This window comes from Streptomyces sp. B8-7 (assembly GCF_058833805.1).
The window spans coordinates 1061751-1086613 of sequence record NZ_JBYRRL010000003.1 but is presented as its reverse complement, the minus strand read 5'-3'; the positions used below and the strand labels follow the sequence as shown (position 1 = coordinate 1086613).

Sequence of the window (24863 nt, the reverse complement as noted above, 5' to 3'; positions counted from 1 at the left end):
GCGCCGATGGTACTGCAGGGGGGACCCTGTGGGAGAGTAGGACGCCGCCGAACTCCTTTTAGAGCTCCGGCCCTTGGGTGGATATCCCGAGGGCCGGAGCTTTTTTGCGTTGAGGTAGGGTCAGGGAGCATCGTTCGCACGTTCACCGCCAGGAGGCCCCCGGGTGGAGGTCCAGGAGACCCGTGTCCAGACGGACAGGGTGCTCACCATCCCGAACATCCTCAGCATGGCGCGCCTGGCCGGCGTGCCCCTCTTCCTGTGGCTGATCCTCAGGCCCGAGTTCGGCGGGCCCAAGAGCGACGGCTGGGCCCTGCTCATCCTCGCGCTGAGCGGTATCAGCGACTACCTGGACGGCAAACTGGCGCGACGGTGGAACCAGGTGAGCAGCCTCGGCCGGCTCCTGGACCCCGCCGCCGACCGGCTCTACATTCTCTCCACACTGGTCGGCCTCACCTGGCGCGAGATCCTTCCGCTCTGGCTGACCGCCGTACTGCTCGCACGGGAACTGGTCCTGCTGGTGATGGTGGGGATCCTCCGACGGCACGGCTATCCGCCGCCGCAGGTGAACTTCCTGGGGAAGGCGGCTACATTCAACTTGATGTACGCGTTCCCGTTGCTCCTGCTCAGCGACGGGAGCGGCTGGATCCCGTCACTGGCCGCCATTTTCGGATGGGCGTTCGCAGGATGGGGTACAACGCTCTACTGGTGGGCAGGAGTCCTCTACGTGGTGCAGGTCCGCCGTCTCGTCCGTGCGGACGCCATGGCCGATCGACTCGCGGATTGAAGCTCGCAACGGTGCGATGGCCCGCAACGCAATAGTGCGGGACAATTCGGACGGGTGAAGTCGGCCAGACCGTCGTCTCTTCGAGGAGGACGCTTCCGACATGAAGGCCGTCGTGATGGCCGGAGGCGAAGGCACTCGCCTTCGCCCCATGACCTCAAGCATGCCCAAGCCGCTCCTGCCGGTGGCCAACCGGCCGATCATGGAGCATGTTCTGCGGCTGCTCAAAAGGCATGGGCTCAGTGAGACCGTGGTCACCGTCCAGTTCCTGGCCTCACTGGTCAAGAACTACTTCGGTGACGGTGAAGAGCTCGGAATGGAGCTCACCTATGCCAACGAGGAGAAGCCACTCGGTACCGCCGGAAGCGTCAAGAACGCCGAAGAGGCGCTCAAGGACGACGCTTTCCTCGTCATCTCCGGCGACGCCCTCACCGACTTCGACCTCACCGAGCTGATCCGTTTCCACAAGGAGAAGGGGGCGCTCGTCACCGTCTGCCTGACGCGCGTTCCCAACCCGCTGGAATTCGGCATCACCATCGTCGACGACGAGGGCAAGGTCGAACGCTTCCTGGAGAAGCCGACCTGGGGTCAGGTCTTCTCGGACACCGTCAACACCGGCATCTACGTGATGGAGCCCGAGGTCTTCGACTACGTCGAAGCCGATGTGCCCGTCGACTGGTCCGGCGACGTGTTCCCGCAGCTGATGAAGGAAGGCAAGCCCGTCTACGGCTTCGTCGCCGAGGGCTACTGGGAGGACGTCGGCACCCACGAGAGCTACGTCAAGGCACAGGCCGACGTGCTCGAGCGCAAGGTCGACGTGGAGATCGACGGCTTCGAACTCTCCCCGGGCGTATGGGTTGCCGAGGGAGCCGAGGTGCACCCCGACGCCGTCCTGCGCGGGCCGCTCTACATCGGCGACTACGCCAAGGTCGAGGCCGGCGCCGAGATCCGGGAGCACACCGTCGTCGGATCGAACGTCGTCGTCAAGAGCGGCGCGTTCCTGCACAAGGCGGTCGTGCACGACAACGTCTACGTCGGACAGCACAGCAACCTGCGCGGATGCGTCGTCGGCAAGAACACCGACATCATGCGCGCGGCCCGCATCGAGGACGGCGCCGTCATCGGGGACGAGTGCCTGATCGGTGAGGAATCGATCGTTCAGGGGAACGTACGGGTCTACCCCTTCAAGACGATCGAGGCCGGAGCGTTCGTCAACACCTCGGTGATCTGGGAGTCCAGGGGCCAGGCGCATCTCTTCGGCGCCCGCGGCGTCTCCGGGATCCTCAACGTGGAGATCACGCCCGAACTCGCCGTGCGGCTCGCCGGTGCGTACGCGACGACCCTCAAGAAGGGCTCGACCGTCACCACGGCCCGCGACCACTCCCGGGGAGCCCGCGCACTCAAACGGGCCGTCATCTCCGCGCTCCAGGCCAGCGCCATCGACGTACGGGACCTAGAGAACGTGCCGCTGCCCGTGGCGCGGCAGCAGACGGCGCGGGGCAGCGCGGGCGGGATCATGATCCGTACCACGCCCGGGGTGCCCGACTCGGTCGACATCCTGTTCCTGGACGGGCAGGGCGCGGACCTCTCGCAGGGCGGCCAGCGCAAGCTGGACCGGGTGTTCGCGCGACAGGAGTACCGCAGGGCGTTCCCGGGCGAGATCGGAGACCTGCACTTCCCCGCCAGCGTGTTCGACTCGTACACGGGATCACTGCTGCGGAACGTCGACACCAGCGGGATCGCCGAGTCCGGGCTGAAGGTCGTCGTCGACGCGTCGAACGGCAGCGCCGGACTGGTGCTGCCCAGCCTGCTCGGCAAGCTCGGCGTCGACTCGCTGACGATCAACCCCGGTCTGGACGAGTCCCGGCCGACGGAGTCCGCGGAGACCCGGCGCGCGGGGCTGGTGCGGCTCGGCGAGATCGTGGCGTCCGCGCGCGCCGCGTTCGGCGTGCGCTTCGACCCCGTCGGTGAACGGCTGTCGCTCGTCGACGAGAAGGGCCGGATCGTCGAGGACCACCGCGCCCTGCTGGTGATGCTCGACCTGGTGGCCGCCGAGCGCCGCAGTGGACGGGTGGCGTTGCCGGTGACCACCACGAGGATCGCCGAGCAGGTCGCGGCGTACCACGGCACGCAGGTCGAGTGGACGACGACCTCGCCCGACGACCTCACGAGGGTCGGCCGGGAGGAGTCGACGATCTTCGGAGGCGACGGCCGGGGCGGGTTCATCGTCCCCGAGTTCAGCAGCGTCTTCGACGGCACCGCGGCCTTCGTCCGGCTGATCGGGCTGGTTGCCCGGACCCAGCTCACACTGAGCCAGATCGACGCGCGGATCCCGCGCGCGCACGTCCTCAAACACGATCTGGCGACCCCCTGGGCAGTGAAGGGCCTGGTGATGCGCCGGGTCGTGGAGGCCGCCGGAGACCGCTTCGTGGACACCACGGACGGAGTCCGGGTGGTCGAGACCGACGGGCGCTGGGTGATGGTGCTGCCCGATCCGGCCGAGGCGGTCACCCATCTGTGGGCGGAAGGGCCCGACGACGCCTCCGCGCAGGTCCTGCTCGACGAGTGGTCGGCCGTCGTGGACAGCGCGGGGCGGTAAAAGCCCAGCCCACGCGCGTGCCGGACGCGTGCCCTTCGGGGGCCGGTCCGGTACGCGCGTGGGGCCATTCGGAGGTACCGGCCGCGACATGCGACGATGTGCGGCATGCCGCAGCCCCCCGTTCGGAGCAGTACCCCGCGCCCTCCGCGTCCGGACGCGTCCATGTCGCTGCTCACCAACGTCATGGACCACAGTCTGGACGACGGATACGCGCAGGCCGCGGCCCGTAAGGCGGCCACGGGCGAGGGGGGACTGCCCAAGACGCTCCGCGCGAAGCTCGGCCTCGCGGCCGGCCTGGTGCTCGCGGCCCTCGTGGTGACGGTCGGTGCGGCGCAGGCCAGGATCGCGGCTCCGGTGGTGGCGAAGGAGCGCGAAGAGCTGATCGACCGCATCGAGCAGGAGACGGACGCCGCGGACGACCTGGAGAAGGCCGTGGACGCCCTGCGCGACGACGTGGACGCACGGCAACGGGAGGCACTGAAGCACCACGGCGGCAGCTCGGTGGCCGACCTGGTGGGTGTCCTCTCCGGGGCCGTCGAGGTCCACGGGCCGGGCGTGAGACTCGTCGTCGACGACGCGAAGGGCACCGCTTCCGGAGGCGACGGCAACCCGCGCGGGTCGTCGGGCTTCTCCGACACCGGCCGGGTGCGCGACCGCGACCTGCAGCGGGTGGTCAACGGGCTGTGGCAGTCCGGCGCCGAGGCCGTCTCCATCAACGGGCAGCGGCTGACCGCGCTGTCCGCGATCAGGGCCGCCGGAGACGCGGTCCTGGTCGACAACCGGCCGCTCGTGCCCCCGTACACCGTGCTCGCACTGGGGGACGGGCCGCGGCTGAGCAGCCGGTTCCAGGACAGCCCGGACGGGCTCTACCTGGACATCCTCAAGGAGAACTACGGCATCCGCACCGCCCTCTCCGCGGAGGACGACCTGCGGCTGCCCGCGGCGCCGACCGTGATCGTCCGCACCGCACAGCCGCTGACCGAGACAGCACAGCCGCAAGCTGAGAAGGGCACATCGTGATCGCCGTACTGGGCCTCGTCGTGGGAGTCGTGGCCGGCCTTCTGGTCCGGCCTGAGGTTCCGGCGGTGGTCGAGCCTTATCTGCCGATCGCCGTCGTGGCGGCTCTGGACGCCGTCTTCGGCGGTCTGCGCGCCATGCTCGACGGGATCTTCGACGACAAGGTCTTCGTCGTGTCGTTCCTGTCGAACGTCGTCGTGGCCGCTCTGATCGTCTTCCTCGGGGACAAGCTCGGCGTGGGGGCCCAGCTGTCCACCGGAGTGGTGGTCGTGCTCGGCATCCGCATCTTCTCCAACGCCGCCGCGATCCGGCGGCACGTCTTCCGGGCGTGAGGCCGATGAGCAACCAGGACGAAAGCCTCGGCAGCCCGTCGGGCGATCCGTCGCACGACCCGGACGACGCCGTCGGCGGTCCCTCGCGCAATCCGTCGCACGGCGAGGGCGAGCCTGCCGGGAGCCCGCTCCGCAGGGAGCTGCCCGCCGAGGTGCCGGCCCCCGCCGCGGCACCGCTGCCTCCCGCCGCCGAGCCCGGTGCCCGCGCCGCTGCCGCGCGCCCCGGCGGTCCCGCGGCGCAGTCCGCGCAGCCCGCGCTCACGGGGCGCCAGCGGCTGCGGGACGGCCTGTGGCCGCCGCGGGTCACCCGGGCCCAACTGATCGTCGCGCTGCTGCTGTTCGGCCTCGGTTTCGGCCTCGCCGTGCAGGTCAGGTCGAACAGCGACGGCGACTCCGCGCTACGCGGCGCCCGGCAGGAGGATCTGGTGCGCATCCTCGATGAACTGGATGACCGCACTGAGCGTCTTGAGGACGAGAAGCAGGGCCTGGAGAAGCAGCGGGACGAGCTGGAGAACAGCTCCGACCAGGCGGAGGAGGCCCGCAGGCAGACGCTGGAGAAGGAGAGACAACTCGGCATCCTGGCGGGCACGGTGGCCGCACAGGGGCCCGGGATCACCATGACGATCGACGACACGAAGGGCACGGTGGAGGCCGACATGCTGCTCGACGCCGTCCAGGAGCTGCGCGCGGCCGGTGCCGAGGCGATCCAGGTGAACGGCGTGCGCGTGGTGGCGGGGACGTATCTCACCGATACGGACGGCGCCGTGCGCGTGGACGGGAACAAGATCGACGCCCCCTATCGTTTCAAGGTCATCGGCAAACCGCAGGATCTCGAACCGGCACTCAACATCCCCGGAGGCGTGGTGCAGACGCTGGAGAAGGAGCAGGCCACGGTGACGGTCGAGCGGTCGGACAAGATCGTCGTGGACGCCTTGCGAGCAGCGAAGCGGCCTGACTACGCTCGGTCGTCCTCCCCGTGAACCGGGGGTGCATGGGGGGCGACCGCGGAGGGCAGGACGTTGCGGGGGGTCGACGCACCGAATGGGTGGTGCGTGGTGGAAACTGTCTGGTGGTCACGGACGTTGTGAAGATGTCAGGGTCGGCCAGAGTGTGCAGTCAGGGTTCGTCCTGCCCCACGGGCGGGTCTGTTTCGGTCAAGGGGAATCGCCCGTGAAGTTGTTTGCGAAGTTGTTCGGCAAGAGCGCGCGAGAGGGCAGCGACAGCAGCGCTACCACTCGGCACCGCGCGCAGCCCGACGCCGAGGGCCAGCGGCCGCTGTTCCGCGACCAGGTCGCTGGTCCGGGCGGTGACATTTCCGGTGGCCAGGGCGCGCCGTCGGTTGACCCTGCCCAGGCGGGCGGCATAGGTTTCGGGCAACCGTCGACCTCAGGTACGGGTGGAGGGTTCTCCGCCGGCCCGTACGCGTCCAGCACTCCGGCGGGGCAGCCGCGGCAGGAGGATTCCATGTCGGCCCTGGTGTGTCAGAGGTGCGGTCACCGCAACGCGGAGAACAGCCGCTTCTGCTCGAACTGCGGGGCGCCGCTGCGCGCCGGTGTGGCCGCGGAGCGTCCGTCCGAGACGACGTCCACGATCTCCATCAGCGGGCTCGAAGCCTACGACGCGGAGGCGACCGGCCAGACGCCGATCCCCGCCCTGTCGCCCGAGGCGCAGGCCGCCGTGGACGCGCTGCCGCTGGGATCGGCCCTGCTGGTGGTGCGCCGCGGCCCGAACTCGGGCAGCCGGTTCCTGCTGGACAGCGACCTCACCACGGCCGGGCGCCACCCGCAGAGCGACATCTTCCTGGACGACGTGACCGTCTCGCGTCGCCACGTGGAGTTCCGGCGTGGCCCGGACGGCTCGTTCACCGTGGCCGACGTCGGCAGTCTGAACGGCACGTACGTCAACCGCGAGCGGATCGACCAGGTCTCTCTGCACAGCGGTGACGAGGTGCAGATCGGTAAGTACCGGCTCGTCTTCTTCGCGAGCCGGCAGGCCATCTGACCTCCCCCGGACGCAGGTCCGGGGGACCCAGGGAAGGTCCATGTTTCGAACACCCAGTGGCGGTGCCGGCAACGGCACCGCCGCGGCGGACACTGGACTGATGAGCATCGGCTCGGTGCTGAACGTGCTGCGGGAGGAGTTCCCCGAGGTCACCATCTCCAAGATCCGGTTTCTGGAGGCGGAAGGGCTGGTGGAGCCGCAGCGCACCCCGTCGGGGTATCGCAAGTTCAGCGCGAATGACGTCGAGCGGCTCGGTCATGTGCTGCGGATGCAGCGGGACCACTATCTGCCGCTGAAGGTGATCCGCGAGTACCTCGACGCCGTGGCCCGCGGCGAGGACGTGCGGCTTCCGGCCCTCGGCCGGCAGCGGACCGGTGAGCCCGGTGTGCCGGACGCGTCCGAGACGCCCACGGTGGCCCGGATCGGGCGTGCGGAGCTGCTGGCCGCCGCCGGGGTCGAGGAGCCCGAGCTGGCGGAATGGGAGTCCTACGGCCTGATCACGCCGCTGCCCGGCGGGGACGGCGTGTACGACGCGGAGGCGGTCACCGTGGCGTCGCTGGTGGCCGAACTGGGCAGATTCGGAATCGGCCCGCGACACCTGCGGGTGATGAGGGCCGCCGCCGACCGCGAGGCCGGGCTGGTGGAGCAGGTGGTGGCGCCGCTCAGACGGCACCGCAACCCGCAGACCCGGGCCCACGCGGAGGAGCGCGCCAGAGAACTGGCGGGGCTCACGGTCCGGCTGCACACGGCGCTGGTGCAGACGGCGCTCGGGCTGCGGCTGCCCTGAAGCAGCGACCGGAAGGGCCCGGCCGGAGCCGTCGCGGAGGGACGGGGCGCGCTTCGGCCGTCCTGGTGCGGCGGGCCCGGGGCCGTACAGCGTGCTGACGAGGGTCGGGCGAAGTCCGGGCGATCCCTGTGGGGGGTGACAGCGGCGCCGTGGCAGGGCCGTCCGGGCCCACCCGGGAGGGTCGGAGGGGCGTGGTGCGGAGGTCCGGCCGGTGCCGCGGGCGCAAGCGGGGAGCGGGAGGGGTCCCGCAGGCCCCGGGGACCGCATTTCAGGCCGTCGACCGGCCCGGGCGGGTCCGGGGATCGGCCTCCACGGGTCGGCCCGACTACCCAAACGTCCGGGGCACGGCCTAGGGTTGCTGTGTGAACGAGCTCGATGTCGTAGGTGTCCGGGTCGAGATGCCCTCCAACCAACCGATCGTGCTCCTGCGCGAAGTGGGAGGCGACCGCTACCTCCCCATCTGGATCGGACCGGGGGAGGCGACGGCGATCGCCTTCGCGCAGCAGGGCATGGCCCCCGCACGGCCGCTCACGCACGACCTGTTCAAGGACGTGCTGGAGGCCGTCGGCCAGGAGCTCACCGAAGTGCGCATCACGGATCTGCGTGAGGGCGTCTTCTACGCCGAGCTGGTCTTCGCCAGCGGGGTGGAAGTGAGTGCCCGGCCGTCCGATGCCATAGCGCTCGCCCTGCGCACCGGAACGCCGATCTACGGCAGTGACGGCGTCCTGGACGATGCGGGCATCGCCATTCCGGACGAGCAGGAGGACGAGGTGGAGAAGTTCCGCGAGTTCCTCGACCAGATCTCCCCCGAGGACTTCGGCACCAGCAGCCAGTGAGGGCGCTGCGGACGGCTCGGCGCGGCAGCCGTCCGGCCGGGCGGACCGCAGGCCGGGCCGGCGCCGGACGGCACGACAGGCCCGCGGCGGGTGAGAGCGTCCTGCGGCCCTCGACGGGGGCATTCGGTTAGCCTTTCCCCGCGGTCGGGTACGGGAAACCACACCTGGGGTGATTATCACTCGGCGTGCCGAGCGTGGCGATCGTTGACGCACTCTTGGTGACTGCCTACCGTCGAGAGGGCAGGTCAAGGACGGAGGTCGGCGTGAGAAGCAGCGGCGACGGTACGGCTGGGGGTGCCCCGGAACGCAGTCCGGGGGAGAGCGGCCCGTACCCTCCCCCAGGCTCTCGGCTGCCTGCGGGCAGGGGACATGTCCCGCGCGGCGGCGCGCCCGATCTCGCCTCGCAGCGGCCCGTGGCCGTGCCCGGCGCCGCGCCGCACCCGTCCGGTGAGCCCGAGGAGGTCGGCTACCGCGGTCCGACGGCCTGTGCGGCGGCCGGGATCACCTACCGGCAGCTCGACTACTGGGCCCGGACCGGGCTCGTGGAGCCCAGCGTGCGGCCCGCGTACGGGTCCGGGACGCAGCGGCTGTACAGCTTCCGGGACGTCGTCGTCCTGAAGATCGTCAAACGGTTCCTGGACACCGGGGTGTCCCTGCAGAACATCCGCAGCGCCGTCCAGCACCTGCGCGAGCGGGGCTTTCGCGACCTGGAGCGCATGACGCTGATGAGCGACGGCGCCACGGTCTACGAGTGCACCTCCCCCGACGAGGTCCACGCCCTGCTGCAGGGCGGCCAAGGCGTCTTCGGCATCGCCGTCGGCGTGGTCTGGCGGGACGTCGAGAGCGCCCTGTCGCAGCTGCACGGGGAGCGCGTCGACACCGGAGAGACCCTCGTCGGCCACAACCCGGGTGACGAACTGGCCCGCCGCCGCAACCGCGCCGTCTAGGGCGTGTTTCGAAAGTAGCGTCGTCTGCCCGAAGGGCAGGTCTGGCGGCGTCTGGTGCGTGCGATCGCAAGGCGGAGGGTCGCCCCGATACTGGATGTATCGGGGCGAGCCCGACAACGCGGCGAGCGTGCGTGCCAGACGCCGCCAGGCAGGCGGGACTTTCGAAACACGCCCTAGGTCTGCCGCCCGGAAGGCCCGCCGCGAGCCGGGGAACCTTCCCGGTCACCGCACCGGGGACCTGTTCGTCCAGGGCTGAGGCGGACGGCCGTCCGCCTCCCCCGCCCGCCACGGTGGCGCCGCGTCGTCGGGTTCGCCCGCTGTTCCCTGGCACACGGCGCCCCGGCCATGGGCCGCACCGGACGCGGCGCGCCCGCCGGCGGGCGTCCCAGGCTCCTCTCGCACCACGTCACGCGCCGTCCGGACCCGGGCCGGGCCCGTCCGGCCCCGACGGCGGGACCGTGCAGCCTCCTCCCGTGCCGTCGGGCGGGTGGTGCCGTGCCGCGCGGTGGCCGGGCGGGCGACCCCACCCCGCCCGTGCCGGACGGCGCACGGTGGTGCCGGGCGGTCACGCGGGCCCGCCGCGTCCGCCGGGGCCCGCGTGACGGCACCGATGTCAGTGCCGTGGTGCAGCATCGGACATGTGAGAAACGCGCCCACGATCCTGCATCTCGACATGGACGCCTTCTTCGCCTCGGTGGAGCAGGCGTCCAAGCCGAGCCTGCGCGGGAAGGCCGTGGTCGTGGGCGGGCTCGGGCCGCGCGGAGTGGTGGCGACCTGCTCGTACGAGGCCCGGGTGTTCGGGGTGCACTCGGCGATGCCCATGGGCCAGGCGCGACGGCTCGCCCCGAACGCCGCGTACCTGGTGCCGCGGTTCGCGTTGTACCGGGCGGTCAGCGACCAGGTGATGGGCTTGCTGCGGGCACTGTCGCCGCTGGTGGAGCCGCTGAGCCTGGACGAGGCCTTCGTGGACCTGGAGGCCGCCGGGGCCGCCCGGGACGCGGACTCGGCACGCCGGGCCGGAGGCAGGCTCCGGGCCGACATACGGGCCGTCACCGGTCTCACGGGCTCGGTCGGTCTCGCCGCGTCCAAGATGCTGGCGAAGATCGCCTCCGAGCAGGCCAAGCCCGACGGGCTGGTGCTCGTCGAGCCGGGTACGGAGCAGGCGATGCTCGGGCCGATGCCGGTCCGCACGCTCCCGGGGGTGGGTCCGGCCACCGGCGACCACCTGCGACGGGCCGGCATCCACACCGTGCAGGAGCTGGCCGAGGCCGGCGAGGACGAGCTGGTGCGGCTGCTGGGCAGGGCGCACGGGCACGCCCTGCACGCGATGGCCCTGGCCCACGACGAGCGGCCCGTGGTGGCCGAGCGGGAGACCAAGTCGGTGTCCGTCGAGGACACGTACGACGTCGACATCCACGACCGGGTACGGGTCGGGACGGAGGTGCGCAGACTGGCCGAGCGGTGTGTGCGGAGGCTGCGTGGCGCGGGGCTGTCCGGCCGCACGATCGTCCTGAAGGTGCGGCGGTACGACTTCTCCACCCTCACCCGGTCCGAGACGCTGCGCGGCCCCACCGACGACCCTGCGGTGGTGCGGGAGGCCGCCCTGAGGCTGCTGGAGGCCGTGGACACCACGGGCGGGGTCCGGCTGCTCGGCGTCGGGGTCAGCGGCCTCGCCGACTTCACCCAGGAGGATCTGTTCGCGCAGGCCGCAGGGGACGCGGAGGGACCGGACGAGGAGGACACCACCGAGGAGAGGGCGGGAGCGCCGGCCGAACCGTCCGAGCCGGGGGAGCGGCACTGGGCGCCGGGGCACGATGTGCGGCACCGCGTGTACGGGCACGGCTGGGTGCAGGGCAGCGGCCTGGGGCGGGTCACCGTACGGTTCGAGACGCCGACGTCGCCGCCGGGGCGCGTGCGGACCTTCCGCACCGGGGATCCCGATCTCACCGAGGCGGAACCGCTGCCGCTGGTGCCGGGCAGGCCGGAGGACCGGGAGACCGCCGTCGGGTGAGGAGCCGCCGGGGACGCGGGGGGAGCCGCGCGGCGGGGAAGTGGGGGCAGCGTCCCGGCCGGCCGGTCCGCACGGCCCCGGCCGGACACCGGGACCCGACCCGCAGGGCCCCGGCAGGCTGTCGGTCCGGACGGCGCCTCCGGGGCCCGCTGCGGCCCGGCGGCACCCGGTCCGGGCCGGGTGCCATCGGGCCGGGCGGGAGGCCGGAACGGCTCCCGCCGGAGCCTCCCGCCGGAGCCTCGCGCCGGAAACCGGCCGCCCCGGGGCCGCCGCGGGGCGGGACGCTTCAGCGCGGGTCGTCCTTGCCCGCCACGTTGCCGAAGTCGTGGTCGGGAAGCGGTGGAGGCGCGGTCACGTCCAGGCCGTAGTGGTGGTAGAGCTGGAGTTCCTGTTCAGGGGAGAGGTGCCGGCCCACACCGAAGTCGGGAGCGTCCTTGATCAGGGCCCGCTCGAACGGGACGTGGAGCGTGCCCTCGATCAGTTCGCTGGGCTCCAGGGGCACGAAGGCGTCCCTGGAGAACAGGCCGGTGCGTATGGCCGCCCATTCCGGCACGCCGGTCGCGTCGTCGAGGTAGACCTCGTCGATGGTGCCGATCTTCGTACCGTTGCGGTCGAACGCCTTGCGGCCGATCAGGTTGCGCGGATCGATGTCGGTCTGCACGAGCCCTCCCACGTGGTCGCAACTCATCCGTTAGCACTACGAAAGGGCACAATGGTGAGCATGGCCACTCGAAGGCCCGTGCGGGAGCCTCGCTGGTAGTCTTGCAGACGGCTGCTGACCCCGTGCGGGAGAGTCCTCCGGCGTCACCGGAGGCGCCGAAGGAGCAAATCCTCCCCGGAATCTCTCAGGCCCCCGTACCGCACGGACGAGGTCACTCTGGAAAGCAGGGCGGGCGTCGACGGCTTCCGCTCTCACCGACGGTGAAAGCCGGATGCCCTCGGGCGGTCCGGTGAAGCTCTCAGGTCGAGATGACAGAGGGGGAGGCCGTCGGGGTACCCGCGCCGTGGTACCCCTCGAAGGTCGCGTCAGACCAGGAGGCCTCCGCACATGACCGCCCAGCGCACGCCGCTCTCCGTACTCGAACAGGGCATCCCGTTCGAGCAGCGCCACATCGGGCCCGACCAGGAGGCGCGGGCCAAGATGCTCGCGCAGGTCGGCTACGGCTCCCTCGACGAGCTCACCGCCGCCGCCGTACCGGACGTCATCAAGAACGCCGACGCCCTCGACCTGCCGGGCGCGCGCACCGAGGCCGAGGTGCTCGCCGAGCTCCGCTCGCTGGCCGACCGCAACCAGGTCCTCGGGTCCATGATCGGGCTGGGCTACTACGGCACCTTCACCCCGCCCGTCATCCTGCGCAACGTCATGGAGAACCCGGCCTGGTACACCGCGTACACGCCGTACCAGCCGGAGATCTCGCAGGGGCGCCTGGAGGCGCTGCTCAACTTCCAGACCGTCGTCGCCGAGCTGACCGGACTGCCGACCTCCGGTGCCTCGCTGCTCGACGAGGGCACCGCGGCCGCCGAGGCCATGGCGCTGTCGCGGCGCATGGGCAAGAACAAGAAGGGCCTCTTCCTCGTCGACGCGGACGCGCTGCCGCAGACCGTCGCCGTCATCGAGACCCGCGCGGAGCCCGCCGGAGTCGAGGTCGTCGTCGCCGACCTGAGCCAGGGCATCCCGGCCGAGATCGCCTCCCGCGACATCAACGGCGTGCTGGTCCAGTACCCCGGCGCCTCCGGGGCCGTCCGCGACATCAGGCCGGTCATCGACCAGGCGCACCGGCTCGGCGCGCTGGTCACGGTCGCCGCCGACCTGCTCGCGCTGACCCTGCTGACCTCGCCGGGCGAGCTGGGCGCGGACATCGCGGTCGGCACCACGCAGCGGTTCGGCGTGCCGATGGGCTTCGGCGGCCCGCACGCCGGCTACATGGCCGTGCACGAGAAGTTCGCCCGCAGCCTGCCCGGCCGCCTGGTGGGCGTGTCCGTCGACGCCGACGGGAACAAGGCCTACCGGCTGGCGCTGCAGACGCGTGAACAGCACATCCGCCGCGAGAAGGCCACCAGCAACATCTGCACGGCGCAGGTGCTGCTCGCCGTGATGGCCGGGATGTACGCGGTGTACCACGGCCCCGAGGGCCTGCGCACCATCGCCCGGCGCACCCACCGGTACGCCGCGGTCCTCGCGGCCGGCCTCACGGCCGGCGGCGTGGACGTGGTGCACGGCACCTTCTTCGACACCCTGACCGTCCGTGTCGAGGGCCGGGCCGCCGAGGTCGTCGCCGCCGCGCGCGAGAGGGGGGTCAACCTGCACCTCGTCGACGCGGACCACGTCTCGGCCGCCTGCGACGAGACCACCACCCGGGCGCAGCTGACCGCCGTCTGGGCCGCCTTCGGGGTCGAGGGTGACATCGAGGCACTCGACGCGGCCGGTGCGGACACGCTGCCCGAGGCACTGCTGCGCTCCGACGAGTACCTCACGCACCCCGTCTTCCACCAGTACCGCTCCGAGACGGCGATGCTGCGCTACCTGCGCCGGCTCTCCGACCGCGACTACGCGCTCGACCGGGGCATGATCCCGCTGGGCTCCTGCACCATGAAGCTCAACGCGACGACCGAGATGGAGCCGGTGACCTGGCCCGAGTTCGGCCAGCTGCACCCCTTCGCCCCGCAGGAGCAGGCCGAGGGCTACCTCACGCTCATCCACGAGCTGGAGGAACGCCTCGCCGAGGTCACCGGCTACGACAAGGTGAGCCTCCAGCCCAACGCCGGGTCCCAGGGCGAGCTGGCCGGTCTGCTCGCCGTCCGTGGCTACCACCGCGCACGCGGTGACGAGCAGCGCACCGTGTGCCTGATCCCGTCCTCCGCGCACGGCACCAATGCCGCCAGCGCCGTGATGGCGGGCATGAAGGTCGTCGTGGTGAAGACCGCCGAGGACGGCGAGATCGACGTCGAGGACCTGCGCGCCAGGATCGACCAGCACCGCGACGAGCTGGCCGTACTGATGATCACGTACCCGTCCACGCACGGGGTGTTCGAGGAGCACGTCGCCGACATCTGCGCCCGCGTGCACGAGGCCGGCGGCCAGGTGTACGTGGACGGCGCGAACCTGAACGCCCTGGTCGGCCTCGCCAAGCCGGGCCACTTCGGCGGCGACGTCTCGCACCTGAACCTGCACAAGACGTTCTGCATCCCGCACGGCGGCGGCGGCCCCGGCGTGGGCCCCGTGGCGGTCCGGTCGCACCTCGCCCCGTATCTGCCGAACCACCCGATGCAGCCGTCCGCCGGCCCGGAGTCCGGCGTCGGCCCGGTCTCGGCGGCGCCGTGGGGGTCCGCGGGCATCCTGCCGATCTCGTGGGCGTACGTCCGTCTCATGGGCGGCGAGGGACTCAGGCGGGCCACGCAGGTGGCCGTCCTGTCGGCGAACTACATCGCCAAGCGCCTGGAGCCGCACTACCCCGTGCTGTACACCGGCCCCGGCGGGCTGGTCGCGCACGAGTGCATCATCGACCTGCGCCCGCTGACCAAGGCGACCGGCGTGAGCGTCGACGACGTGGCCAAGCGGCTCATCGACTACGGCTTCCACGCGCCGACCATGTCCTTCCCGGTGGCCGGCACGCTGATGATCGAGCCGACCGAGTCCGAGGACATCACCGAGCTGGACCGCTTCTGCGACGCGATGATCGCCATCCGTGCGGAGATCGAGAAGGTCGCCACCGGTGCGTGGCCGGCCGAGGACAACCCGCTGCTGCACGCCCCGCACACCGCGGGCGCCCTCGGCGGGGACTGGGACCACGCGTACAGCCGTGAGGAGGCCGTGTTCCCGGCCGGGGTGTCGGCGGCGGACAAGTACTGGCCCCCGGTGCGGCGCATCGACCAGGCGTTCGGCGACCGGAACCTGGTGTGCTCCTGCCCGCCCCTGGACGCGTACGAGGACTGACCGGCCGGCCGACGGCTCGGGCAGGCCCGCCCGAGCCGTCGGGAGAAGCCTCCGCGAGAGACCCCGCCCGGTACCGGGCGGGGTCTCTTGTCGTGCGGGCGGCTACGGCGGACCGGGCCGGTCCGGCGGTCGGGGCGGGTCAGGCCGGGTAGGCGTGGGTCAGGCCGGGTAGGCGTGGGTCTGGGTGGCTTTGACCGTGGCCCAGACCTCGGCACCGGTGTGCAGTCCGAGTTCGGCGGCGGCGACCGTGGTGAGGTCCGCGGCGAGCGGGACGTCCCCGGTGAGGGCCACCCGGATCTGGTCGCCGTGGGTCTCCAGTCCCGCCACCTCGCACCGCCACAGGTTGCGGGCGCTCAGGCCGCTGGGGTGCTCGCGGAACAGGGTGACGGCGCTCGGCGGGAACGCGACGAAGACCGGGCCGGTGAGGTGCTCGGTGGTGGTCAGGACGGGGCCGGTCGCCAGGCGGACCGTGTGGCCGTCGGCCTCGCCCCGGTAGAGGTTGAGGCCGACGAGCCGGGCGATGTAGTCGGTGCGGGGGCGGCGGGCGATCTCCGTGGGGGTGCCCTCCTGCACGACGCGGCCGTCCTCGATCACGACCAGGCGGTCGGCCAGCACCATGGCGTCCAGCGGATCGTGGGTGACCAGCACGGCCACGGCCTCGAAGCCGGCGAGGTGGCGGCGGAGCCGGGCCCGCACGTCGAGCCGGGTGCGGGCGTCCAGGGCGGCCAGGGGTTCGTCCAGGAGCAGCAGGCGGGGGCGGACGGCGAGGGCGCGGGCCAGCGCCACCCGCTGGGCCTGGCCGCCGGACAGGCGCCGGGGCCGGGTGCCGGCGTGGTCGGACAGGCCCATCCGGGACAGCCACTCGGCCGCCTGCGCCCGGGCCTCGGAGCGGGTCGCGCCCTGGCAGCGGGGGCCGAAGGCGACGTTGTCCAGCGCGGTGAGGTGCGGGAACAGGAGGTAGTCCTGGAAGACCACACCCACCGGGCGGGCCTCGGGCGGTGTGCCGTCCAGCGGTGTGCCGTCCAGGTGAAGGTGTCCGCCGGTGAGCGGGGTCAGACCGGCCAGGGCTCTCAGGGCGGTGGTCTTGCCCGCGCCGTTGGGACCGAGGAGGGCCAGGACGTCGCCGGGGGCCGCACTGAGGGCGATGTCCAGGCGGAAGGGCGCGTGGTCGACCACGAGGTGGGCGTGCAGGCCCTGGGCGGGCGCGGAGGCGGCGGGGCTCATGGGGTCCATCGGGTGTGTGGGGCGTCCGGGGTGCGGGGGCGTGTGAGCAGCTGGGTACGGGGCGCGACGCGTGGCGGGGCCGGTGCGGAGGCCGGGTCCCGGAGATCGGGTCCCGGAGGCGGGTGGCTCGGGGCAGGGGCGCTGCCGTGGGGCCGGTGCGGTCGGGCGGGAGAGCGTCGGGCGGTCGGGCGGTGCGGTCGGGCGGTGCGGTGGGGCGGTGCGGTGGGGCCGGGCGCGGTCCGGCAGGGCTGTCGCCGCGCACGGCGTGGCTACGGGGCTCTCAGCCAGCGCTCCCGCAGGCCCGCGAGGACGGCCACCGAGACCGCGAGGAGGACCAGGCTGAGGGCGATCGCCGCCGCCGGGTCGTTCTGCAGGGCCAGGTAGACGGCGAGGGGCATGGTCCGGGTGCGGCCGGGGAAGTTGCCGGCGAACGTGATGGTGGCGCCGAACTCGCCCAGGGCGCGGGCCCAGGCCAGCACCGCGCCGGCCGCGACGCCGGGCGCGATCAGGGGAAGGGTCACTCTGCGGAAGGCGGTGAAACGGGAGGCGCCGAGAGTGGCGGCCGCCTCCTCGTAGCGCGGGTCGGCGGCGCGCAGTGTGCCCTCCACGCTGATCACCAGGAAGGGCAGCGCCACGAACGTCTCGGCGACGATCACGCCGGCCGTGGTGAACGGCAGCGTGACGCCGAACCAGGAGTCCAGCCACCTTCCCACCACCCCGTTGCGGCCGAGGGCCAGCAGCAGTGCCACGCCCCCCACCACCGGGGGGAGGACCAGGGGCAGGGTCACCAGGGCGCGGACGAGCCCGCGGCCCGGGAAGTCCGTACGGGCCAGCACCCAGGCCAGGGGGACGCCGAGCACCAGGCTGAGGGCCGTGGCCGAGGTCGCGCAGATCAGGGACAGGCGCAGGGCCTGCCACACCTCCGGGCTGGTGAGCTGGTCCGGGAGGGTGCGCCAGGGGGCGCGGATCAGCAGGGCCAGCAGGGGCACCAGCAGGAACGCGAGGCCCAGGAGCGCCGGCAGGAGGAGCGGAAGGGGCACGCCGCGCCGCGCCCCCGTCCCGCGGGCGCGCCGGGGGGCGTACTGCAGGGGCTCTCCGTGCGCGGTGGGGCCGGTCACGGCTGCAGGAACCCTGCCGAGGTCAGCACCCGCCGGCCCTCGGCGGACCGCACCAGGTCGATGAAGGCCTGCGCGGCACGGGCGTTGGGGGCGTGGTCGAGCAGGGCGATCGGGTAGTCGTTGACGGCTTCGGCGGACTCGGGGAAGGGCACGCCCTCCACCTTGTCACCCGCGGCGGTCACGTCCGTGCGGTAGACGAGCGCGGCGTCGGCTTCTTTCAGCTCCACCTTCACCAGGGCGCCCTTGACGTCCTGCTCGTAGGAGGCGGGGGTGAGCCGTACGCCGCTCGCCGTCAGTGCCTTCCGGGCGGCGCTGCCGCAGGGGACGTCCCGGTCGCACAGCACGACCTTGAGGCCCGGCCGGGTGAGGTCCTTCAGCGACGCGATGCCCGCGGGGTTGCCGGGCGGGGTGGCGATCTCCAGCTGGTTGCGGGCGAACGTGGCGGGCGGTGCGGCGGTGGCCCCCGCGTCGGTCGCGACCCTCATGGTCCGGGCGCTGGCCGCCGCGTAGACGTCGGCGGGAGCCCCGGCCGTGATGTTCGCGGCGAGGGTGTCGCTGCCGGCGAAGCTGAAGTCGACCCGGGTGCCGGGATGCTGCTTCTCGAACGTCTCGCCCAGCTTCGTGAAGCTCTCGGTGAGCGAGGCGGCCGCGAAGACCGTGACCGTGCCGGAGAGTCTGCCGGGAGAGCCGGAGGCGGCGGCTCCGTCCGGCCCGGACGTGTCCGGCGAGGTCGAGCAGGCGCCCAGCACCAGCAGTGCGGCACAGGTCGGCGCCGCTGCCCGCAGCGCGGCGGAGGGTCTGCTCACGGGTTCGCTCCTGTCGCCGGTGGAGGGCGGGGCCGCCACCTCGTGGCACCCGCCGACACGTCCGATCATAGTGGCGCAGGTGCGGAGCATATGTCTGCTGGAGCATCGCATGAGCGAGGCGGGATGGCCTGGTCACACCGCACATGCGGACAGTGGCCGACGGCTCGGCCGGCGCCTGCGGCCGGCGCCTGCGGCCGGCGCCTGCGGCCGGCGGTGGTGCAGCGGGGCAGGGCGGGGCCGGCGGGATGGGGTGGTGCGGTGGGACGGGCTCAGGCGCGGTCGATGTGGACGTTGGTCGACTTCACCCGGGCGGTGGCCTCCATGCCGACCTCCAGGCCGAGTTCCTCCACGGCCTCGCGGGTCAGCAGGGAGACCAGGCGGTGCGGGCCCGCCTGGATCTCGACCTGGGCGGCGACGTCGCCCAGCCTGACCGCGGTGACGATGCCGGGGAAGGCGTTGCGGGCCGAGGTGTACGAGGGTTCCTCGTCCTGAGGGGCGGCTCCGGCCAGTTCCACGGAGAAGGCGGCGAGGTCACGGCCGGCGATGAGGCGGCGGCCGCTGTCGTCGCGGTGGGTGGCCACGCGGCCGGCGTCGGCCCAGCGGCGTGCGGTGTCGGGGCTCACGCCGAGCAGTCGGGCGGCCTGTCCGATGGTGTAGGACTGCATGCCCGTCACGATAGGACGTCGCCCTGAGGGTGACCGCCTCCGGGCGGCGCCCGGGGTGCTGCGGCGCGCTTGCAGGGGGCGGCGGGGCGGGACGAGGTGGGGCGGTGGGGCGGGACGAGGTGGGGCGGTGGGGCGGGACGAGGTGGGGCGGTGGGGCGGGACGAGGTGGGGCGGCGGGGCGGGGCGAGGTGTGTCGGCGCGGCGCTCGGGACGCGACGGGCGTGCCCGGGCGTGCCCGGGCGTGCGGGGTGCGGCGGGGCACGGGCGGAGTGGTGGACGCGGTCCGTGTCCGCCCGCGGCACGGGGGGTGACCGGACGTGACCACGGGTCGGGGCCGGTGCGCGGGCCTGCCGCACACCGGCCCCTCGGGAGCATCGCGTGAGCGGGCGCCCGGCGGCGGTGTCAGGCGGCCGTCACGACCCGGTCCGCGCCCATCGGGCGGTGCGGGGCGATGATCTGGCCGTCCGGCAGGAGCTCACCGGTGTCCTCGAAGGCGACGACGCCGTTGCAGAGCAGGCTCCATCCCTGCTCCGGGTGGGCCGCCACGAGGCGGGCGGACTCCCGGTCGGCGGAGTCGGCTGAAGGGCACGGTGGCTGGTGCTGGCACATGGGTGGGATCTCTCGCTCTGGCGTGGTGTGTGTGATCTCTGTGGTGTCTGTCCCGCGGCGTGAAACGTCGTTCATGGCCGCCCCCCGTTGTGATAAGTCGGTCCGGAACCAAGTGTTGCCCCACGGGCGTCGATCCGCAGGGATTTCGCAGCACCGTCTCTTACAGCATCATGACGCGTCACCCGGGTGGATGGTTCAGTTCAACTGCACCGTCCTTTTGGATGGTTCGTCCTGGCCGCAACGGGCTAGTTGTATTGCCCTGTGAGGTTGGGGACGCGGCTGGCGGGTGGTTTGCCCTTCAGCGCGGTGTGTCCGCGGTGGTGATTGTAGGTGTGCAGCCACTGGGGGAAGGCGTCGCGTCGTTCCTGTTCTGAGCGGTAGGGGCGGGCGTAGGCCCATTCGTCGAGCAGGGTGCGGTTGAGGCGTTCGACCTTGCCGTTGGTCTGGGGCCGGTAGGGCCGGGTTCGTTTGTGGGTGATCCCGGCCGCTGTCAGCGTGTCGCGCCAGGCGTGGGACTTGTAGCAGGAGCCGTTGTCGGTCAGGACGCGCTCGACGGTGATCCCGACGCCGGTGAAGTAGGCGTGGGCCCGGGTCCAGAAGGCGGTGGCGGTTTCTTTCTTCTCGTCGGTGAGGATCTCGCTGTAGGCGAGGCGGGAGTGGTCGTCGACGGCGGTGTGGATGTAGCTGTAGCCGGCGTTCCGGCGGTTCTTGCGGCCGGCCTGGCGGCCCAGGGTCTTGTGGCCGCCGCCGTCGGGGATGTTGCCGAGCTTCTTGATGTCCACGTGCACCAGTTCGCCGGGACGTTCGCGTTCGTAGCGGCGTATGTTCCGGCCGGTGGCCCGGTCCAGGTGCGTGAGGCGGGCCAGGCCGTAGCGGGTCAGGACCCGGTGGACGGTGGAGGGCACCAGGTCCAGCAGGTGCGCGATGCGGGCCGGTCCCCACCGGCGCAGGAGCCGGATCTTGATGATCCGGCGTTCGGTGCGGGTCGGCGTCCGCCGGGGGCTGTGGTGCGGGCGGGAGGAGTGGTCGGCCATTCCGGCCTCGCCCAGGGCCCGGTAGCGGGCGGCCCACCGCTGGGCGGTGGTGGGCGAGACCTGGAACCGCTCGGCGGCCCGCCGCAGCGGCCAGCCGTCCTCGACCACACAGCGGGCCAGGCGCAGGCGTCCGGTCTCGGTCAGGGGTGCATTACGGTGGGGCACGAGGGCCTTTCTGGTCGGTGTAGACGTCGCAATCCACACCGAACCCGGAAGGCCCTCACCCGTTCAAGCAGTCCCAGCCGAGACCTCCATCACCCGTCCACAACCTCCCGGGGCGATACAGCTAGTCACGATGGGCCCGCAGGCCGGAGCCGTGCGTTCCGGCCCCTGTTGTGCGGGGTGTGCGCGGGTCCCCCGCGCACGCGATGTCCCGCACCGGAGGTCCTTGCCGGCGAGGTCCCGCACACGAGTCCCCGCGCACCGGCCCGGTGCGGCGCCCGGCATGCCGCGGCCCCGCCGGGCCCTGGGGCGGGGCGGGGCCGTCGGTCCGTACGCTCAGGCGGGTGAGCCCATCAGGGGCGGCGGGACGGGCGCCACCCGAAGGGTCAGCAGGGGCAGCAGTTCGGCGACCGCGTGGGGACGGTGGGCGGCGATGCCGGGCGGTGCCGGGGCCAGCGGCACGAGCAGGTCCGTCGGCGTGGGGCGGCCGGCCGCCCCGTCGGCGGCGGGGTCGCCGTGCAGCCACAGGGTCAGCATGTAGAGGCCGGGGATGGACAGCAGGCGCGGCTGATGCGCCCGGGGCAGCGTCTCGGCCTGGCGCAGCGCCTTCTCGGTCGAGGCGATGTAGGGCCCTTCGAAGAAGTGGGCGAACGTCCAGCCGTCGGGCGTGAGCCGGGTCTCCGCGGCGGCCAGCGGGCGATCGCCGCCGAAGATCAGGAAGCGCCATCCGGCGAGCCGTGTGACGGGCGCGCCCTGGCTGGTGAACCGGTCCAGGACGTGCACGGGCAGCGGCAGTTGGGGTGTGAGCGGTCCCTGTGCGGTGCGCAGGGACGGGGTGGTGGCCTCGCGGACGGCGGTGGGGGAACCGAGGGCCGTGAGGACGGAGCGAAGGGCAGGCGAGGGAGCCTCGGGGACATGCAGCGGCATGGTGGGTCGCCTCTCATTCGACAGGCATGGTGACGCGAGGGCGGGCGGACGGCGCTGTCTGCTCACTAGGTCAGAGAGGCGGAGGCCGGGGTCCGTGACGAGGGGCCGGGCGGTCTCGCCGTGTGCCGGCTCGGGGCGATTCCGTGCGACCGCGGGCGCCAACCGTCTCTGCCTTGTGCGCAGAGTTTATACGACAAGTGTTCAGCGGGTGTTTCGTCTAGCGGTGACCGGGAAGCCGGGCAAGGGTAAATCCAGTCGCGGAGATGTGGGAATCCTCCCGATTCCGGCGTGTCGGCGAAGGGGTGACCTCGGACGCTTCCGGTACCGCGGTCGGCCTATTCTTGTCGGCGTTTTTCACGAGTCGCAAGACCCCTGGAACCATCCGGGTGTTGCCTCTGGAATGTGCCGTCGGTCACGGTGCCGCGATGTGACCAGAGTAGCGGCGGGGGAGGGGCCGCGAAGGCGTTATGGATCGCATCCGCTGGGCATCATCCCCTTCTGATCCGGGAGCCCGGCGGTGCCGGCCGCCCGGTCCACCCGTCCGAGGAGGGACGCTTCGATGGGGGAGAAGGTCGTGGCAGGCGCGTTCGACCTGTCCGATCGGCAGCGCTACCGCGACAAGCTCCGGCGGTGTCTGCGGGGACTGGAGCGGCTCCTGGAGGAGAAGCGGTTCGACCGGCCCAGGAACCTGATGGGTGTGGAGATCGAATTGAATCTCGCCGGTGCCGACGGCATGCCCAAAATGTTGAATGCACAAGTCCTTGAACGGATCGCGAGCCGCGATTTCCAAACGGAACTGGCCACGTTCAACCTGGAGGTCAACATAGCCCCCCACCGGCTGGGCGGGCGTGTTTTCGACCGGCTGGCCGAGGAACTCCGCATCGGCCTGGCATATGCCGACCGGAAAGCGGCCGAGGTCGACGCCGGTATCGTGATGATCGGCATTCTGCCCACACTCGGCCGTGACGACGTGGTGTCCGCGAACCTGTCCGCGGCGGACCGCTACACCCTGCTCAACGAGCAGATCATCGCCGCCCGTGGGGAGGACTTCACCCTCGACATCGCCGGCGTGGAGCATCTGAGGTGCACGGCGACGTCGATCGCGCCCGAAGCGGCCTGTACCTCGGTGCAGTTGCACCTCCAGGTGACGCCGGGCCGGTTCGCGGACGTGTGGAACGCCGCCCAGGTGGCCTGTGCGCCGCAGATAGCCGTCGGCGCCAACTCGCCCTTCCTGTTCGGACGGGAGCTGTGGCGCGAGTCGCGGCCGCCGCTGTTCCTGCAGTCCACCGACACCCGGCCGCCCGAACTCCAGGCGCAGGGCGTCAGACCGCGCACCTGGTTCGGCGAGCGCTGGATCAGCTCCGTGTACGAGCTGTTCGAGGAGAACCTGCGGTTCTTCCCGGCGCTGCTGCCGATCTGCGACGAGGAGGACCCGCTGGACGTGCTGGACGCGGGCGGCATCCCGAGCCTGGCCGAACTCGTCCTGCACAACGGCACCGTCTACCGCTGGAACCGGCCCGTCTACGGCATCGCCGACGGTGTCCCGCATCTGCGGGTGGAGAACCGCGTGCTGCCCGCCGGGCCGACCGTCGTCGACATCGTCGCCAACGCCGCCTTCTACTACGGGCTGGTGCGCGCGCTCGCCGAGGAGTCCCGCCCGCTGTGGAGCAGGCTGCCGTTCGAGACCGCGGCCGCCAACTTCGACGCCGCCTGCCGGCACGGCATCGACGCCCGCTTCCGCTGGCCCCGGCGGGGCCGCTACGGCGGGCTGGCGGAGATCGACGCCGTGACCCTGGTCCGGGAGGAGCTGCTGCCGCTGGCCGAGGCCGGGCTGAACGCGTGGGGCGTGGAACCGGCCGACCGCGACCTCTGCCTCGGTGTGGTCGACGAGCGCTGCCGGCGCCGCGTCAACGGGGCCTCCTGGCAGGCCGCCACCTTCCACAAGGCCCTGGAGGCCGGCCTGTCCCGCACCGAGGCGCTGGCCGCCACGACCCGCCGGTACAGCGCGCTCATGCAGCGGGGCGAGCCGGTGCACACCTGGCCGGTGGGCCTGCCGGAGCCGGAGCCCGTACCGCCCCGGTGAGCCGCCCTCCCGTCCCCGGCGCGGCCGCCCGCGCACCTGCCGTACGCTCCGCCCCTGACGTCTCCCGTCGCTCCCGGCGGGTGATGATGGGGCGAGGCGAGGCAAGGTGCGGAGCAGGTGGAGGCACGGGTGCAGGCGGACGACGGAGCGGTGGGCGGATCCGGGGCGGTGGAAGGGCTGCCGCGGCGGATCCTGCGGGACGAGACACTGCTCGTGCTGGCCCTCTCGCTCGGCGCGAGCGGTGTGTCCTCGCTGATCAGCTTTGTCGGTTCGGTGACCCGGCCCGGCGGTCTGAAGGACCAGGCGGCCACGCTCAACGCCTCCGCCGCGCCCGGCCGCCCCTGGCTCGACCTCGCCTGGCAGCTGTTCGGGATCGCCAGCGCGCTGGTCCCCGTCGCCCTGGTCGCGCACCTCCTGCTGCGGGAGGGCAGCAGCCTGCGCGCACTCGGCTTCGACCGCACCCGCCCCTGGTCCGATCTGGGCCGCGGCGCCGCGCTCGCCGCCGTGATCGGCAGCGCGGGCATCGCCTTCTACCTGGCCGCCCGCGGTCTGGGCGTCAACCTCACCGTCGTGCCCGAGGCACTGCCCGAGGTCTGGTGGAAGTACCCGGTGCTGATCCTCTCCGCGATCCAGAACGCGGTCCTCGAAGAGGTCGTCGTCGTCGGCTACCTGCTGCGCCGCCTCGACCGGCTCGGCTGGTCCACGGGCTCCTCGCTCATGGCCAGTTCCGTACTGCGCGGCTCGTACCACCTCTACCAGGGCGTCGGCGGCTTCCTCGGCAACATGGTGATGGGCGTGGTGTTCGTGTACCTCTACCGGCGCTGGGGGCGGGTCGGCCCGCTGGTCGTGGCGCACTCGCTGCTCGACATCGGCGCGTTCGTGGGCTACGCCCTGCTGGCCGGGAAGGTCGGCTGGCTGCCGACCGCGTGAACCCGGGCGGGGCCGCGACGGTGCCACGGCCGCGTACGGCACCGCCGAGCGGACGCACCG

General features: G+C 72.3%; 21 protein-coding genes and 1 riboswitch. Of the genes, 13 read left to right on the top strand and 8 right to left on the bottom strand.

Annotation, left to right across the window (positions count from 1 at the left end):
* The first annotated feature begins 163 nt into the window (after nt 1-163).
* The 10 genes from clsA to AC5K6T_RS19845 all read left to right on the top strand — a co-directional run bounded on the left by clsA (nt 164) and on the right by AC5K6T_RS19845 (nt 11311).
* Entirely contained in the window at nt 164-784 is a 621-nt protein-coding gene (gene clsA / locus AC5K6T_RS19890) for a cardiolipin synthase ClsA (RefSeq protein ID WP_493210782.1), read from the top strand.
* 100 nt (nt 785-884) lie between these two features.
* Nucleotides 885-3380, top strand: coding sequence for a sugar phosphate nucleotidyltransferase (locus AC5K6T_RS19885; RefSeq protein ID WP_493210780.1), 2496 nt, complete (start codon nt 885-887; stop codon nt 3378-3380).
* A 96-nt stretch (nt 3381-3476) separates the two neighbouring features.
* The gene (locus tag AC5K6T_RS19880) at nt 3477-4400 is read left to right on the top strand and encodes a DUF881 domain-containing protein (protein WP_493210779.1); all 924 of its coding nucleotides are present in this window, start codon (nt 3477-3479) and stop codon (nt 4398-4400) included.
* On the top strand, nt 4397-4729 hold the full coding sequence (locus tag AC5K6T_RS19875; protein WP_003988855.1) for a small basic family protein: 333 nt from the start codon (nt 4397-4399) through the stop codon (nt 4727-4729). The genes AC5K6T_RS19880 and AC5K6T_RS19875 overlap by 4 nt, the downstream gene beginning before the upstream one ends.
* A 5-nt stretch (nt 4730-4734) precedes the next feature.
* Nucleotides 4735-5709 carry a DUF881 domain-containing protein gene (locus AC5K6T_RS19870; protein ID WP_493210777.1) on the top strand — a complete coding sequence of 325 codons (975 nt, stop codon included), beginning with the start codon at nt 4735-4737 and terminating at the stop codon, nt 5707-5709.
* A gap of 61 nt (nt 5710-5770) precedes the next feature.
* The gene (locus AC5K6T_RS19865) at nt 5771-6730 is read left to right on the top strand and encodes a zinc-ribbon and FHA domain-containing protein (protein WP_493210775.1); all 960 of its coding nucleotides are present in this window, start codon (nt 5771-5773) and stop codon (nt 6728-6730) included.
* Between the two features lie 40 nt (nt 6731-6770).
* On the top strand, nt 6771-7517 hold the full coding sequence (gene ftsR, locus AC5K6T_RS19860) for a transcriptional regulator FtsR (RefSeq protein WP_493210773.1): 747 nt from the start codon (nt 6771-6773) through the stop codon (nt 7515-7517).
* A 362-nt stretch (nt 7518-7879) separates the two neighbouring features.
* A complete protein-coding gene (locus AC5K6T_RS19855; RefSeq protein WP_004002801.1) occupies nt 7880-8353 on the top strand; it encodes a bifunctional nuclease family protein in 474 nt (157 codons plus the stop codon).
* A gap of 263 nt (nt 8354-8616) precedes the next feature.
* Entirely contained in the window at nt 8617-9300 is a 684-nt protein-coding gene (locus AC5K6T_RS19850; protein WP_493210770.1) for a MerR family transcriptional regulator, read from the top strand.
* 640 nt (nt 9301-9940) lie between these two features.
* Nucleotides 9941-11311: a DNA polymerase IV gene (locus AC5K6T_RS19845; RefSeq protein WP_493210769.1), complete on the top strand. Its 1371-nt coding sequence runs from the start codon at nt 9941-9943 to the stop codon at nt 11309-11311.
* A 286-nt stretch (nt 11312-11597) separates the two neighbouring features.
* On the opposite strand, the gene AC5K6T_RS19840 is transcribed toward AC5K6T_RS19845, so the two are convergent.
* Entirely contained in the window at nt 11598-11972 is a 375-nt protein-coding gene (locus AC5K6T_RS19840) for a PRC-barrel domain-containing protein (RefSeq protein WP_493210768.1), read from the bottom strand.
* A 115-nt stretch (nt 11973-12087) separates the two neighbouring features.
* A riboswitch (glycine riboswitch) is annotated at nt 12088-12182 on the top strand.
* 177 nt (nt 12183-12359) lie between these two features.
* Here AC5K6T_RS19840 and gcvP point away from each other — a divergent pair.
* On the top strand, nt 12360-15245 hold the full coding sequence (gene gcvP, locus AC5K6T_RS19835) for an aminomethyl-transferring glycine dehydrogenase (protein WP_493210767.1): 2886 nt from the start codon (nt 12360-12362) through the stop codon (nt 15243-15245).
* Between the two features lie 159 nt (nt 15246-15404).
* Here gcvP and AC5K6T_RS19830 read toward each other — a convergent pair whose 3' ends face one another.
* From AC5K6T_RS19830 to AC5K6T_RS19800, 7 genes are all read right to left on the bottom strand, one after another.
* Entirely contained in the window at nt 15405-16469 is a 1065-nt protein-coding gene (locus tag AC5K6T_RS19830; protein ID WP_493210765.1) for an ABC transporter ATP-binding protein, read from the bottom strand.
* Nucleotides 16470-16738: 269 nt separating this feature from the next.
* Nucleotides 16739-17587, bottom strand: a complete 849-nt coding sequence (locus AC5K6T_RS19825; protein WP_493210764.1) for an ABC transporter permease — start codon at nt 17585-17587, stop codon at nt 16739-16741.
* Nucleotides 17584-18393, bottom strand: a complete 810-nt coding sequence (modA, locus tag AC5K6T_RS19820) for a molybdate ABC transporter substrate-binding protein (RefSeq protein ID WP_493210762.1) — start codon at nt 18391-18393, stop codon at nt 17584-17586. The genes AC5K6T_RS19825 and modA overlap by 4 nt, the downstream gene beginning before the upstream one ends.
* A gap of 269 nt (nt 18394-18662) precedes the next feature.
* Entirely contained in the window at nt 18663-19058 is a 396-nt protein-coding gene (locus AC5K6T_RS19815; protein WP_493210761.1) for a TOBE domain-containing protein, read from the bottom strand.
* A 402-nt stretch (nt 19059-19460) separates the two neighbouring features.
* On the bottom strand, nt 19461-19667 hold the full coding sequence (locus AC5K6T_RS19810; RefSeq protein ID WP_493210760.1) for a DUF5999 family protein: 207 nt from the start codon (nt 19665-19667) through the stop codon (nt 19461-19463).
* Between the two features lie 245 nt (nt 19668-19912).
* Nucleotides 19913-20866, bottom strand: coding sequence for an IS481 family transposase (locus tag AC5K6T_RS19805; protein ID WP_493210759.1), 954 nt, complete (start codon nt 20864-20866; stop codon nt 19913-19915).
* 333 nt (nt 20867-21199) lie between these two features.
* Complete coding sequence (locus AC5K6T_RS19800; RefSeq protein ID WP_493210757.1) at nt 21200-21790, bottom strand: hypothetical protein; 591 nt, start codon at nt 21788-21790, stop codon at nt 21200-21202.
* A 559-nt stretch (nt 21791-22349) separates the two neighbouring features.
* Here AC5K6T_RS19800 and AC5K6T_RS19795 point away from each other — a divergent pair.
* Both AC5K6T_RS19795 and AC5K6T_RS19790 read left to right on the top strand, forming a co-directional pair.
* Nucleotides 22350-23873, top strand: a complete 1524-nt coding sequence (locus AC5K6T_RS19795) for a glutamate-cysteine ligase family protein (protein WP_493210755.1) — start codon at nt 22350-22352, stop codon at nt 23871-23873.
* 129 nt (nt 23874-24002) lie between these two features.
* Nucleotides 24003-24803 (top strand): CPBP family intramembrane glutamic endopeptidase, encoded by an 801-nt coding sequence (locus AC5K6T_RS19790; RefSeq protein WP_493210889.1) that lies wholly within the window; start codon nt 24003-24005, stop codon nt 24801-24803.
* The last annotated feature ends 60 nt before the right edge of the window (nt 24804-24863 follow it).

Excerpts from the sequence above, each read along its gene's own strand:
- AC5K6T_RS19885 (WP_493210780.1), top strand. The coding sequence starts at position 885 with ATGAAGGCCGTCGTGATGGCCGGAGGCGAAGGCACTCGCCTTCGCCCC.
- AC5K6T_RS19880 (WP_493210779.1), top strand. The coding sequence starts at position 3,477 with ATGTGCGGCATGCCGCAGCCCCCCGTTCGGAGCAGTACCCCGCGCCCT.
- AC5K6T_RS19870 (WP_493210777.1), top strand. The coding sequence starts at position 4,735 with ATGAGCAACCAGGACGAAAGCCTCGGCAGCCCGTCGGGCGATCCGTCG.
- AC5K6T_RS19865 (WP_493210775.1), top strand. The coding sequence starts at position 5,771 with ATGGGTGGTGCGTGGTGGAAACTGTCTGGTGGTCACGGACGTTGTGAA.
- ftsR (WP_493210773.1), top strand. The coding sequence starts at position 6,771 with ATGTTTCGAACACCCAGTGGCGGTGCCGGCAACGGCACCGCCGCGGCG.
- gcvP (WP_493210767.1), top strand. The coding sequence starts at position 12,360 with ATGACCGCCCAGCGCACGCCGCTCTCCGTACTCGAACAGGGCATCCCG.
- AC5K6T_RS19830 (WP_493210765.1), bottom strand. The coding sequence starts at position 16,469 with ATGAGCCCCGCCGCCTCCGCGCCCGCCCAGGGCCTGCACGCCCACCTC.
- AC5K6T_RS19815 (WP_493210761.1), bottom strand. The coding sequence starts at position 19,058 with ATGCAGTCCTACACCATCGGACAGGCCGCCCGACTGCTCGGCGTGAGC.
- AC5K6T_RS19810 (WP_493210760.1), bottom strand. The coding sequence starts at position 19,667 with ATGTGCCAGCACCAGCCACCGTGCCCTTCAGCCGACTCCGCCGACCGG.
- AC5K6T_RS19800 (WP_493210757.1), bottom strand. The coding sequence starts at position 21,790 with ATGCCGCTGCATGTCCCCGAGGCTCCCTCGCCTGCCCTTCGCTCCGTC.
- AC5K6T_RS19795 (WP_493210755.1), top strand. The coding sequence starts at position 22,350 with ATGGGGGAGAAGGTCGTGGCAGGCGCGTTCGACCTGTCCGATCGGCAG.